Source organism: Methylobacterium variabile, from assembly GCF_001043975.1.
In the GTDB taxonomy this organism is placed as follows: Bacteria; Pseudomonadota; Alphaproteobacteria; order Rhizobiales; family Beijerinckiaceae; genus Methylobacterium; species Methylobacterium variabile.
Map to the genome: position 1 here is coordinate 1 of NZ_LABY01000304.1, position 12,989 is coordinate 12,989.

A 12,989-nucleotide genomic window follows, 5' to 3' on the forward strand; every position below is an offset into this window, starting at 1 on the left:
GCCGCCACCGCCCGCACCCGGACCCGCGCCACCGGATCCTCGGGCAGCAGCGGGTTGTCGGGCCGGAACTGCTTGCCGATGGTCTCGGCGTGGTGGATGCCGACGTAGAAGTCGGCGTAGTCGCCGATCCTCGCCGGCAGGTGCAGGGGGCGGCGTGCGGGAGCGGGGAATGCGCGGTCAGTCCGATGTCCGGCCCGGGGCGTCGACGCGGATGATCCCGTCCGCGTCGACGGTGAGGGGAATGACGTCGAGGGCGCAGCCCTGCGCCAGGCCGTCGACGCCGCTTCCATCGGCGATGCGGAAGCCGGCGTCGTGGTTGGAGCAGCGCACGAGCGTGCCGTCGGCGCTCAGGACCGCGCTGCTGCGGTAGGTGAGCGGCAGGTCGCGGTGCGGGCACAGGTTCACGAAGGCGGCCGGGCCGGCCGCGCCCTTGAGCAGCAGGACCGGAAATAACCCATCTCCGCTGTCGATCTCGAGGGCCAGCACGCCCGTGGCGTCGAGGCGCGCGGCCTCGGCGAGCGCCGCCCCGGCCGGCGGCGCGCCCGGCAGGTCCCGGAAATCGCCCATCGTGGCTCCTCCGGCTCTACGCGCTCAGCACGCCGCGCTGGATCTGGTCGGCCTCGATCGATTCAAACAGGGCCTTGAAGTTGCCCTCGCCGAAGCCGTCATCGCCCTTCCGCTGGATGAACTCGAAGAAGATCGGCCCGATCACCGTCTTGGAGAAGATCTGCAGCAGGATGCGGGTCATGCCGCCGTCGACCACGCCCTCGCCGTCGATCAGGATCCCGTGCTTCTTCAGCCGGTCGAGCGGCTCGGTGTGGCCGCTGACCCGCTTCTGCGAGCGCGCGTAGTAGATGTCCGGCGGGCCGGGCATGAAGGCGAGCCCGCGTGCCGCGATGGCGTCGGTCGAGGCGTAGATGTCGTTCGTCGCGACGGCGACGTGCTGGATGCCCTCGCCCTTGTACTCGTCGAGATACTCCTCGATCTGGCTCTTGTCGTCGGCGCTCTCGTTGATCGGGATCCGGATCTTGCCGCAGGGCGAGGTCAGCGCCCGGCTGGTCAGGCCGGTGAGCTTGCCGGAGATGTCGAAGTAGCGGATCTCGCGGAAGTTGAACGTCTCGGCGTAGAATTTGTACCAGGCGTCCATGTTGCCGCGCCGGACGTTGTGCGTCAGGTGGTCGAGGTAGTAGAAGCCGACGCCGAAGGGCTTGGGATCCGCCTCGCCGAGCCAGTCGAAGTCGTCGGCGTAGGGCGAGCCCTTCGGGCCGTAGCGGTCGACGAAGTAGAGCAGCGAACCGCCGATGCCGAACACCGCCGGCGCATCGATCGTCTTGTCGGCGCCGGTATATTCCGTCGCGCCGAGTTCGACGGCGCGCTCGAGGGCGTGCCGCGCGTCGACCACCCGCCAGGCCATGGCGGCGGCGCACGGGCCGTGCGCGTCGACGAACCGGCCGGTATGGCCCTCGCGCTCCCGGTTGACGACGTAGTTGATGTCGCCCTGCCGGTAGAGCGAGATGTCGCGGCTCCTGTGGCGTGCCACCTCGGTGAAGCCCATGCTCTCGAACAATGTCCCAAGCACCGCTGGGTCGCGGTGGGCGAACTCGACGAACTCGAAGCCGTCGGTGCCGGCGGGGTTGTGCGCGCTGATCGTGGCGGGCGGGGCGTCGTGCGGGAAGGGACCCATGTCGTTCTCCTCGGGTCGATCGGACGTGGCAGGCGAGCCGGGGACGATCGCATCATGTGCGCGATCATCGGCAGCCGAGACGGATTGTGCGCGTGGGTCGCGCGTGAAATGGCCCGTTCGCGCGAGGATCGTGCATGGCGCGGGGCTCGGGACCGGGCGCGCACGCCCGGTCCGCCGGGATCATCGGGCCGGGATCATCTGGACAGCGCCTCCAGGGAGACGTCCGTGGTGCGCGGCCCGAGCAAGCCGATCGCCAGCATGGTGATAGCCATGCAGGTCGAGGTGAACAGGAACACGCCCGTCACGCCGGAGTGGTTCAGCAGGTATTCGAGGATGAACGCCGTGAAGATCGCCGAGAAGCGGCTCCAGGAATACACGAAGCCGACGGCCCGGGCGCGAATGCGGGTCGGGTAAAGCTCGGCCTGGTAGGCGTGATAGGTGTAGGAGAGCGTGTTGGCGGCGAGCGTGATGACGAGGCCGGAGATCAGGATGCCGAGCATCTCGGTCTGCTGCGAGAAGGCGAGGCCCGCCACCACGATGATGCCCGCCATGGTGAGGATCACGGTCTTGCGCTCGTAGCGGTCGGCGATGAGGAGCCCGAGCAGGGGGCCGACCGGGGCGGCGAGCGCGATGATGGTGGTGTAGCCGAGGCTCGTGGTGACGGTGATGCCGTGCTTGATCAGAAGGGATGGCACCCAGTTGGCGAAGCCGTAATAGGCGACCGTCTGGAAGACGTGGAACACCAGCATCATCACGGTACGCCGGCGGTACGGCGGCTTCCAGATGTCGCTGAACTGCTCCGTCCCGGCGGCCGGGGCGGTGGCCGGCTCGGGCTCGGGCAGGGAGCGGCCGGTCTCGCGGCGGACCTTGTCCTCGAGGCGGGTGAGGATCGCGTCGGCCTCGGCGATCCGCCCCTTGGTGGCGAGCCAGCGCGGGCTCTCCGGCAGGGCGCGGCGGATCCACCAGATCACCAGGGCCCCCCCGGCGCCGAACAGCACCACCCAGCGCCAGCCGTCGAACCCGAGCGGCGCCATCGGCACGAGCAGGTACGACAGGAAGGCGACCACCGGCACGGAGAGGAAGCCGATCGCCTGCGACAGGGCGGAGGCGCGGCCGCGCATGTGCTTGGGCACCAGCTCGGTGATGTAGGTGCCGATCGTGACGATCTCGACGCCGATGCCGAGACCCGCGATGAAGCGCCAGAGGTTGACGTCGAAGGCGGTGGACTGGAACGCCATGATGGCGTTCGCGGTGGAGTACCACAGCAGCGAGTAGGTGAAGACCGCCCTGCGGCCGAACCGGTCCGCCAGGAAGCCGCAGCACAGCGTGCCGAGAAAGAGGCCCGCGAACAGGGCGGCGATGAAGCTCGCCCGGCCGGAGAACAGCAGCGTCAGGAAGTGCCAGGGCGACGTGGCGCCGGCGAGGGAGGACGCCTTGGCGCTGAGAATGCCGGCCTTGACGAGGCCCGGCGTCACGTAGCCGGTGAGGAAGAGGTCGTAGAGCTCGAAGAACAGCCCGAGGCTGATCAGCACCACCACCCGCCAGACCGGCCGGGAGGCCGGGAGCCGGTCGAGCCGGGCGGAGATCGCGGCGGCGCCGGCCGCGCTCTGCGGGGGCGCCGTGGCGTCGGCAACCGTCGCGATGTCGTAGGCCGAGATGGCTTTCATGGTTTCCTCCTGACACGTCGATCCGGGCTTTTCGCCGCCCGTTGCTCGACGGATGGGTCGACTGGGTGGTTTGAAAAATCGATGTTCGCGCCAGATCGGCGTTGGATTTCAGGATCAATGTCCTGAATTCTGTCTTTGCTGATCGAGCGATCGCTTTTCGAGTTCTGCCCTATCTGAAGCTTCATCTTGAAAAGCTGAGCCGTTGAGGGGCGCCCTACCGCGAACGAGACCCCCCGGACGTCCTGCGATCCTCGGTGACCTCGGTCGAGGCGCGCCGCCTGCGCATCTCGGGACGGGGCCGCGGTCGGGAGGGATCGGAGGTTCCGGACCCCGCTCCCGCGCCGGTCAGGCCGGCTCCCGCGTCGGAACCTCGGGCGCCACCAGGATGCCGGCCTCGATCAGCGCCGCGACCTCGCCCTCGCCGAGCCCCGCCTCGCGGGCGATGTCCCGCCCGTGCTCGCCCACCCGCGGCGGCTGGCGCGTAAGGCCGGGGCGGCCGTCGAACAGGGAGATCGGCAGGCCGGGCAGGCCCGCGCTCTCCGCCGCTGGCCGGAAGGCCGCGTCGTCCCGCGCCCGGGTCAGGTCGGTCGGCAGGAGGCCGCCGGAGGCGAGGAGATGCGGATCGTCGAACAGGTCGCCGGGTCGGTTGATCGGCGAGAACGGCAGCCCGAGCGCCTCGCAGCGCGCCATCAGCTCGGCCTTGGTGAGCGTCGCGAACACCGCGCCGACCCGCGCCAGGATGCGGGGACGCGCCGCCGCGAGGGCCGCCATGCCGGCGAGGGCCGGATCCTGCGCGAGGTCGTCGAGCCCGAACGCGTCGCAGAAGCTCCGCCACTGGGTCTCGGTGACGACCCCGACGAACACCTGGCCGTCATCGGCGGTGTCGACGATGTCGTAGAGCGGCCAGGGCTTCTTCATCGCAGGATCGCCGAAGGGAGTCGGGTCGCGCCCGTCGACGGCGGTGCGGGCCATGTGCTGGGCCACCAGCACCATGTTGGTCTCGAACAGGCCGGACTGGACGAGGCCGCCGCGCCCGGTCCGGTCGCGCTCGCGCAGGGCGGCGACCACCGCGAGGGCGCCGAACAGCCCGCCCATGATGTCGTTGACCGAGGAGCCGGCGCGCAGGGGACGGCCCGGCGGGCCGGTCATGTAGGCGAGGCCCCCCATCATCTGCACGACCTCGTCGAGCGCCGCGCGGTGCTCGTAGGGTCCGGGCAGGAAGCCCTTGAGCGAGCAGTAGACGAGACCGGGATTGTCGGCCTGGAGCGATTCGAGCCCGAGCCCCATCTTGGCCATGCCCCCGGGACGGAAGTTCTCCACCAGCACGTCGGCGTCGGCGGCAAGCCGGCGCACGAGGGCGAGGCCGTCCGGGGACTTCAGGTCGACGCACAGGCTGCGCTTGTTGCGGTTGAAGGCCGGGAAGAAGCCGACCGCCGGCCCGGTCAGCCGCCGCGTGTTGTCGCCGCCGGGCGCGGGCTCGATCTTGATGACGTCGGCGCCGAGATCACCCAGGATCATGCCGCAGCTCGGCCCCATGACCATGTGGCTGAACTCGAGCACCCGGATGCCGGACAGGGGCAGGCGGCTCGCGCCGGTGTTCTGAGGAGAGTGGAACATGGCGTCGTCCTCGCGGGCGGTCATGGGGCGGTGTCCCGGGATGGGGCGGCGTGCCGGTAGGTGCGCGGGATGCCGGCGGCGGCGACGCGCCCGTGCAGGCGCTCGGAGGGCAGCCACTCGGCGAGCCGCGCCCGCGCGGCGAGGAGACCCGGCAGGTCGATCCCGGTGTCGAACCCCTCCGACTCGAGCAGGTAGACGAGGTCCTCGGTCGCCGCGTTGCCGACCGAGCCCGGGGCGAAGGGGCAGCCGCCGAGGCCGCCGAGCGCCCCGTCGAAGCCGCGCACACCCTCCTCGAGGCCCGCATAGGCGTTGGCGAGGGCCGTCCCGAGGGTGTCGTGCAGGTGCAGGTGGCCGAAGCGCGCCGCCCCGATCTCGGCGCGCAGGCGGCGGACCAGCCGCTTGACCTGGGCGGGCACGGCGTAGCCGAGGGTGTCGGCGAGGCTGATCGTGTCGGCGCCCGCTTCCGCGAGAGCAGCCCCGAGGCGCACCACGTCGTCCTCCGGGACGGCGCCCTGGAGCGAGCAGCCGAAGGCGGTGGAGATCCCCGCCTCGATCCGCGGCCCGCCAGGCCCGAGGGCGGCGACGATGCGGGCGACCTCGGCGACCTGGTCTTCCCGGCTGCGGCGGACATTGGCGCGGCTGTGGGCCTCGCTGGCCGAGACCGGCACGACCACGACCTGCGCGCCGGCCTCGGCGGCGTTCTGCGCGCCCCGCAGGTTCGGCGCGAGGGCGACCACGGTCAGGTCCGGGTGCCGCTGCCGCGCCGCCCAGGTCACCTCGGCGGCATCGGCCATCTGAGGCATGAGGCTCGGCGGCACGAAGCTCGCCACCTCCATGCCGCTCACGCCGGCCGCCGCCATGGCGTCGATCCAGGCGAGCTTCGAGGTGGCCGGCAGGACCGCCTTGACCATCTGCAGCCCGTCCCGGGGCCCGACCTCGCGAACGGCGATGACGGGGCGCGTGCCGTCGGTGGACATCGCTTCCTCACCCAATATTGTCTTGATCCCGTCTTACGTCCGCTGGATGCGGACGAGAATCGTTCATTGACGGGCTCAGCGTCCGCGAAATGCGGACGCTTGGGCTGAAAGGGCTGGAGCAGGGCCGTGACGACGCCACCGCCGGACTGGACGAGCCTGCGGCTGTACCTGACGGCCCTCGAGCTCGGCAGCATCGCCAAGGCGGCCGAGCATTGCGGCATCGCCAATTCGGCGGCGGCGAAGCGCATTCAGGTGCTGGAGGCCGAGGCCCGTGTCGGGCTGATCGAGCGACATGCCCGCGGCATCATCGCCACGGCGGCCGGCGAGGTTTTCGCGCGCCACGCCCGCGGCCTGATGGATCTGGCGCGCCGGCTGGAAGAGGACATGGATGCCTTCGCGGCCGGCGGCGCGGGCAGCGTGCGGCTGCTCGCCACCGCCTCCAGCATCGGCGGGCACGACCTCGCCGAGCGCCTGGCCGCGTTCGCGCGCCTCTATCCGCGCATCGTCGTCGACCTGCGCGAGCTGACGAGCGCCCCGATCCTGCAGGAGCTGATCGAGGGGCGGGGCGACATCGGCATCGTCACCACCAACGCGCGGGTCCCCGCCGGCCTGGAGGCGCGGCCGTGGCGCGAGGACCGGCTGCTCGCCATCGTCTCGCGCGACCATCCGCTGGCGGGCCGCACGGCCTTGCGCTTCAGCGAGGTGCTGGAGCACCCGCTGGTCGACGTGCTGGAGATCGGGGCGCTGTCGCTGCTCCTGACGGAGGCGGCCCAGGACCTCGGACGCAAGCCCGATTACCGCTACCGCGTTACGTCGATGGATGCGGCCCGCCGGCTCGTCGCCGCGGGTCTCGCGGTGAACGTGATGCCGGACCGGATGATCGTGCCCTACCTGGACCGGTTCGGCGTGCTCGGCATCGCCATCGACGAACCATGGGCCTTGCGGCGATTGCGCCTCGTTGCCCGTGCGGCGGACGCTCTGCCTGGACCGGCTCGTATCTTGGTAGATCATTTGATGGAATGTTCCAGCGCAGATCAGGATGTCAACTTTCAAGCGTGAAATGAAGACTGAGCAATGAATATGATTTGATAATACGCAAATATATGAAAATATTTTCTCATATGTCAACGTAATGTACAACGGGTGAAAAATTTGAAACGAAGCATTGTGCATTCCGCATGGGCGGAACTGAGAGTTTGCTTGATCGGCTTCTCTCGATCTCGACGTTACCGCGTCATTTCAGGGCCGCGCAGTGGAGCCCGGAAGCCAGACACGCAGTTGCCATAGGCTAAAGCGGCAGGCTATCCGCTCTTCCTGAACAATCAGTGGCTCTGGATTCCGGGCTCCGCTGTGCGGCCCCGGAATGACCAGGAGGGTGTTCATACTGTTGAGCAAGTCAAACTGGCTCTGAGATGTGCCGATGACTGCTCGCCCTGCCACGTCCTGCGTGCCTGGCTCGATATCCCGCTATCGGAAAAGGTCGGCGTCACGGGGTCATGGTTGAAAGGACACGTGGCGGACGGCGCCGAGCCGGCGGCGCTCGTGTAGCGCTCCGATGTGGGTGCATCGAGGCCGATGGGCGGGGGCTTCCCGAACAGGCACGCCCGCCTTCGCTAGCCATCGATCGCCCGCGGTGCGGCGACTTCGGCACCAGATCGTGATCGCCCATGCCGGCTGCAGAACTGTGCTCGTCTTACCCCCATTTGGAGGATCCGCAGCTGAGGCAGGCTGATTAGAGTGAAATCACCGACAGCCCAAGACCGCCTTGCCGCTGACACCGGTGCAGGACCTTCCGCCATGTGCCTGTTCTCCACGCTGACTTTCGCCCTCATGCTTGTTGTCGGCACTGTCTCGGCCCTGACCGGCGTGCCTGCAACAGCGCAAGACACTCGCTTACGGCAGCTCCTGCTGAAGCGCCGTCCGATGACCCGCCTCCTGGCCGCTCTGGCGCTCACCCCGGGCTCGATCGGCACAGGCGTCGCCGTCACCACCAGCGCGTCGACACCGGCCAAGGCTAGGTGCGGCTCCTGCGGCTGACCCGAAAGGCTTCCAATGGCACGTCTCGCTCTCCTGAGCGCGGGTGCCGCGGCCGTGACCCTCACCGCTCCAGCTCCCGCTGACGCCGCTTGCGAGAACTGCAGCTGATCCTGCTCAACGCCTTGCGCCCGGTTCTGACCTGAGCGCGGATCGATCCTGCAAAAATGATGGGAGAGAAGATATGCGTCATCTCATGATCTTGCCGGTTTTTGTTTCCGCAATGATCTTTACGACAAGCGCATTTGCATGGTGCGAATCTGATTGCGTAGGCCTGTGCCAAATGACATCGGGGAAAGGTGCTGGTTATAAAGGATCAGCGCAAGCATGCATGCAGCACTATAACTGCAAGCAATATGCGTCCGGTTCTTGCGAGCCCGACTCCATGCAGGCGCGTGCAGCGAGCCTGCTTGCCGGAAAGCCTGGTCGTGCCAGCTTTCAGAGCTGTCTGGAACGAGGCGTCCAAAACGGGTGGAGCCAAGGTGAGACGGCACGTTACTGCCAAGGGCGCCAGTAAAATGACGAAGCATCACCTGCTACGACTGCCGCAGCATGAACATCTTCCCCAACAGCGCGGCCAATTCGCTCTGCCGTGACACGCCCATCTTCTCGAACACGCGCTTCAGCACTGACCGTGCGGTGCTGTCCGCGATGCCCAGCGCAGCCGCCGCGTCGCTCGGCGAGGTGCCCGCACCGATGAGCGCTGCCAGGCGCGCTTCCCCGAGCGTAAGCTTGAACGCATCCCGTACGACGGCCGGGTCAAAGGGACGGTCGTCGTGCGGGCTCTCGACCAGGATGACGGCCCTGGCGGTGAGCAGCGCCGGTACACCGGCCGGTGCTGCCAGCGGGACGACCTGCACGATGAGCCCGCGCTCGCCATCCGGCACGACCAGCGGCTTGAGCGACTGGGAGTTCGCCGCCTGACCGCCCGCGACGGCCTCGATCTGCGCCTCGAGAGCCTGATGCGCCGTCCGGTCCAGAGCGCGAAGCCGGCCGGCCGACAGGACGAGCCCCGAGCCGAGCAGCCGCTCCGCCGTGCCGTTCGTTAGCAGCACCTGCCGATCGCCGCCCAGGATGAACACGCCGCAATCGAGCCGGTCGAGTGCCTGGGACAGGCCGACCCGCTCGGCCTCAGCATCCATCAACCGGATGGACAGGCTGAGCGAGCGCTCGACGTGCCGGCTCAGCGCCAGGAGCTGCTCTTGGAGTGCCTCGCTGAACGCGGGCTTCTCTCGGCTCCGCAACAGGCTGAGGACCACATTGACGGCCGGAGTGGGCGAGACCGGCACCCCCATGCTCCAGCAGATCCCATGCGGCAGGAGGAACTGCTGGTAGATCGGCAGGGTCGCGATCTCGTCATCCGTAAAGAGCATGTGGTCGGCGTGCACGTCGCGCTGACCGAGGGCGATGGCGTGAAAGAGGCGTTCGGCGCGCACGTCGCGGTACTGCCAGTGCTGTTGATAGTCCTGGACCATGGTGATCAGCAACGGTGAAACGATGACGCCGTAGCGTCCATCCTCGTGCTGATAGAGGAGGAGGGCGCCACGCGAGTCGAGCAGCTCGGCGATACCTTGGAGGGACTCGGGCCAGAGGTTCGGCGACGCGGCGGCGGCGTAGATGGCCTCGACAGTGCGGTTCCAGGCGGAGAAATTCATGATCCAGTCCGGCGCTGCGCAACCCAAGTCGCCCCGGGCGGGTGCATCTTCTCAGTACTCTGCTAGTGCCCCGAACCGCTGGATGAGTCCACTGATTGCTCCGGTGACAGCGGGAGGAGATGAACCGCTCCGGCTTCTCGGCAAGTGTGATCGGATCGTGGCTGCCAGGGTGTCGTCGCGGCCGCTGGCAGGTATGGCGTTGAGCGTGACGAGCAGTGTGCGGGCCGCGGCCGTGAGTGCCGCCTTGGCCGGCCTTCCGGCCCACTGGAGCCGCGGGCGGAAGTCCCGGAATACGGCGCACCGCGAGGCTTCCAGGGCTGCAAGGTAAAGGATCGTTCGAATGATCGGCCGGCCATCAAAGACCCTGCGTGGGCCGACGCGCTTGCCGCTGTCACCCGCGATCGATGGCAGGCCTGCCAGGGCGGCGATGCTCCGGCGAACAAGGTGCCCGGGTTCAGGCAGCCCGGCGATCAATGTCACGGCGACGCTCGGGGTGGTTTGAAGGCGCTGGTCAAGAGGGCGGAGTCCGGGATCGGCTTTGATCGGGTCGGCAACCTGCGCCTCGCCCTTGGCGCCGCAATCAGGCTCGCGGTGTCAGCGCGGGTTGCCGCCGTATCCCTGATGCTGCCGGTATGCGCGCGACGCGCTCTCTACGCCACGCCGAGGACCACATGCTGCTCCTCGGGCGAGCTCGAGCACGTCGCCGCCTTCCTGCTCGACGTCGATGCACGAGAGAGCCCCGGCGGGCGCCGTCAGGCCGCGCCGCGGGCCGGCCGCACCGCCGGCCCGGTCTGCCATGTCGCGAGCGCGTCGCGCAGGACCTCGTCGAGGGGAGGGGGGACCGGCTCGCAGACCCGCGGGCGCAGCCGCGTCTCGACCAGGGACAGGTGCGTCGTCATCGCCCGCACCGCCTGTGCCCGGGAACGGCCGCTGAGCGCCCGGAACACCGCCCGGTGCTCGGCGCACTGGCAGGCCACCGAGCTGTCGGGCTCGAAGAACGCCACCAGCATCATCGTGCGGGCGACGAGCTCCTGCATCTGGCGTCGGATCAGCACGTTGCCGGTGAGGTCGGCCAGGATGGTGTGGAACTCCGCCGAGAGGCGGATCGAGGTGAAGCGGTCGCCCGCCGCCATCGCGGCGTCCTCGGCGGCGACGTGGGCGGCGAGCCGCGCCTCGCCGGTCGCATCGAGCGCGGTCGCGAGGTGGCCGACGATGCCGCCCTCGAGGATGCGCCGCGCCTCGTAGACCGTGCGCGCCTCGCCGAGATCGGGCGCGATCGCGAAGGCGCCGCGGTTCTTCTCGACGGTGATCAGCCGCTCGTGGCCGAGCCGGTGCAGCACCTTGCGCACGCGCTCGCGGCTCACCCCGAAGATCTCGGCGAGGAAGTGCTCGCCGAGCTTGGTCCCGGCCGGAACCCGTCCGTCGAGCAGCACCCGCGCCAGGACGGCGTGCACCGCCGTCTCGTCGAGCCCGGCCTGCGCCGCCTCGGCGGCCATCGCGACGGCGCGCACCGCCTTCCGGTCCATCAAGCCCTCCCAACCCGCGTCGGCCTGTCCCGAGATAAGCCCGAAGGTTGCGCCGCCCAAGGCCGTTCCTGCCGCCTTTCGCCCCAAGATTGTGCACAATTGCGCTGAGTTTGTGCTTCGATTTCCGGGCTCGCGGCCGTATCGCTAGGGCGTCGTCCGCTCCGTCCGGAGGGTTTCCCGCCATGCCGTCCTTCCCTCCCGATCGACGCGCGGTGCTGCGCGGGGCCGCGGCCCTCGGTGCCCTGGTGGGGGCGCCCGGCATCCTACGGGCGCAGACCCGCGAGCTCGTCGTCGGCGGCGCCGCGAGCCACAAGGCCTGGGTCGAGGAGATCGTGGTTCCGGCCTTCGAGCGGAAGCACGGCGCCAAGGTGATCTTCGAGGGCACGCGCTCGCTCGTGAACCTCGAGAAGATGCAGAAGAACCGGGACCGGCCCTACCTGTCGGTCGTCCAGATGGACGATCCGGTGATGATCCTGGCGGTGCGCGAAGGGCTCCTCGACCCGCTGACCCCGGCCCGGGTGCCGAATCTCGGCGCCCTGGTCCCCGGCACCGTCCACGGGGACGGGATGTGGGCGAACTACCTGCAGCCCTGGCTCGGCATCGCCTACAACACCGAGGCGATGCGCCAGGCCCCGACCTCCTGGGCCGACCCTTACGACCCGAAGTACAAGGGTCGGGTGATCGTCCCCTCGCTGCAGAACACCGAGGGACTGCCCAACATCTTCGCGGCCACGGCGCTCGCGGGCGGCACGTCCCTCGACGCGGCGCAAGGCGACGTCGAGCCGGGCTTCCGCAAGCTCGCCGCGCTCAAGCCGAACCTGCTCACGGTCTACACGCAGCAGCCCCAGGCCTACAATCTGCTCGAGCAGGGCGAGGCCTGGATGATTTCGTCCGCGATGTCGTCCTACGCGCTCGAGCGCAAGGCCGCCGGCGCCCCGATCGCCCTCGCGGCGCCGAAGGAGGGCGTGTTCGCGATGCCGTCGGGCATCGCCGTGGTGAAGGGGTGCCCGCAGCCCGATCTCGCCTTCGCCTACGTCGACATGCTGCTCGGGGCCGAGCTGCAGCAGCGCCTCGTCGGCCCGACCTTCTCGCTCGCCACCAACCGCGCGGTGCCGCGCCCGGCGGGCCTGCCCGCCGACATGGTGGTGCACCAGATCGACTGGGCCACCGTCGCCCGCGAGCGCGACGGCTGGATCAAGCGGTGGGACCGCGAGATGGCGATCTGAGGCCGCCATGCCCGATCCCGGCTTCCTCACGGTCGCGGGCGCCGAGAAGCGCTTCGGCGCGAGCGCGGTCCTCGGCGGCGTCGACCTCGCGGTCGCCCGCGGCGAGTTCGTCTCGCTGCTCGGCCCCTCCGGCTGCGGGAAGACGACGCTGCTGCGCATCGTCGCCGGCCTCGTCGCAGCAGACCGCGGCCGGGTCGTGCTCGACGGCCGCGACATCACCCGCACCCCGCCGCACCGGCGCGACGTCGGGGTGGTGTTTCAGAACTACGCCCTGTTCCCGCACCTCACGGTGGCCGAGAACGTGGCGTTCGGGCTCAAGGCCAGGGGGCATGAGCGGGGCGGGATCCCGGCCGCCGTCGCGCGCTTCCTCGACCTCGTCCAGATGGCGCCCTTTGCCGACCGGCGGGCGCAGGCGCTCTCCGGCGGGCAGCAGCAGCGCGTGGCGGTGGCGCGGGCGCTGGCCGTGCGGCCGAAGCTCCTGCTCCTCGACGAGCCGTTCTCGGCCCTCGACCGCAAGCTCCGGGAGGCGATGCAGATCGACCTCAAGCGCCTCCTGCGCGAGCTCGGCACCACCGCCCTGTTCGTCACCCACGACCAGGACGA

At 69.4% G+C, this 12,989-nt stretch carries 11 protein-coding genes; 3 read left to right on the forward strand and 8 right to left on the reverse strand.

Features of this window, described 5'->3' with window-relative positions; all coding sequences use genetic code 11:
* Window positions 1-177: 177 nt before the first annotated feature.
* The 5 genes from VQ02_RS31695 to VQ02_RS31715 form a co-directional block, all read right to left on the reverse strand.
* Entirely contained in the window at window positions 178-567 is a 390-nt protein-coding gene (locus VQ02_RS31695; protein ID WP_048448246.1) for a Rieske 2Fe-2S domain-containing protein, read from the reverse strand.
* A 16-nt stretch (window positions 568-583) separates the two neighbouring features.
* Complete coding sequence (gene hppD / locus VQ02_RS31700; protein WP_048448247.1) at window positions 584-1,684, reverse strand: 4-hydroxyphenylpyruvate dioxygenase; 1,101 nt, start codon at window positions 1,682-1,684, stop codon at window positions 584-586.
* A 194-nt stretch (window positions 1,685-1,878) separates the two neighbouring features.
* A complete protein-coding gene (locus VQ02_RS31705) occupies window positions 1,879-3,351 on the reverse strand; it encodes an MFS transporter (RefSeq protein WP_048448248.1) in 1,473 nt (490 codons plus the stop codon).
* A 345-nt stretch (window positions 3,352-3,696) separates the two neighbouring features.
* Window positions 3,697-4,992, reverse strand: coding sequence for a CaiB/BaiF CoA transferase family protein (locus VQ02_RS31710; RefSeq protein ID WP_245239907.1), 1,296 nt, complete (start codon window positions 4,990-4,992; stop codon window positions 3,697-3,699).
* Window positions 4,989-5,945, reverse strand: coding sequence for a hydroxymethylglutaryl-CoA lyase (locus VQ02_RS31715; RefSeq protein ID WP_048448249.1), 957 nt, complete (start codon window positions 5,943-5,945; stop codon window positions 4,989-4,991). Before VQ02_RS31715 ends, VQ02_RS31710 begins: the two co-directional genes overlap by 4 nt.
* Before the next feature lie 126 nt (window positions 5,946-6,071).
* Between VQ02_RS31715 and VQ02_RS31720 the strand changes: the two genes are divergently transcribed.
* Window positions 6,072-7,004, forward strand: a complete 933-nt coding sequence (locus VQ02_RS31720) for a LysR family transcriptional regulator (protein WP_048448250.1) — start codon at window positions 6,072-6,074, stop codon at window positions 7,002-7,004.
* A 1,511-nt stretch (window positions 7,005-8,515) separates the two neighbouring features.
* On the opposite strand, the gene VQ02_RS31730 is transcribed toward VQ02_RS31720, so the two are convergent.
* The 3 genes from VQ02_RS31730 to VQ02_RS31735 all read right to left on the reverse strand — a co-directional run bounded on the left by VQ02_RS31730 (window position 8,516) and on the right by VQ02_RS31735 (window position 11,160).
* Window positions 8,516-9,634 carry a helix-turn-helix transcriptional regulator gene (locus VQ02_RS31730; protein ID WP_048448252.1) on the reverse strand — a complete coding sequence of 373 codons (1,119 nt, stop codon included), beginning with the start codon at window positions 9,632-9,634 and terminating at the stop codon, window positions 8,516-8,518.
* 51 nt (window positions 9,635-9,685) lie between these two features.
* Window positions 9,686-10,114, reverse strand: a complete 429-nt coding sequence (locus VQ02_RS40145; protein ID WP_167350813.1) for a transposase — start codon at window positions 10,112-10,114, stop codon at window positions 9,686-9,688.
* 272 nt (window positions 10,115-10,386) lie between these two features.
* A complete protein-coding gene (locus VQ02_RS31735) occupies window positions 10,387-11,160 on the reverse strand; it encodes a GntR family transcriptional regulator (protein ID WP_053080626.1) in 774 nt (257 codons plus the stop codon).
* A gap of 182 nt (window positions 11,161-11,342) precedes the next feature.
* On the opposite strand from VQ02_RS31735, the gene VQ02_RS31740 reads away from it, so the two are divergent.
* Both VQ02_RS31740 and VQ02_RS31745 read left to right on the forward strand, forming a co-directional pair.
* Entirely contained in the window at window positions 11,343-12,386 is a 1,044-nt protein-coding gene (locus tag VQ02_RS31740; protein ID WP_048448253.1) for an extracellular solute-binding protein, read from the forward strand.
* 7 nt (window positions 12,387-12,393) lie between these two features.
* The coding region (locus tag VQ02_RS31745) for an ABC transporter ATP-binding protein (protein ID WP_048448254.1) at window positions 12,394-12,989 on the forward strand (596 nt) is incomplete at its 3' end.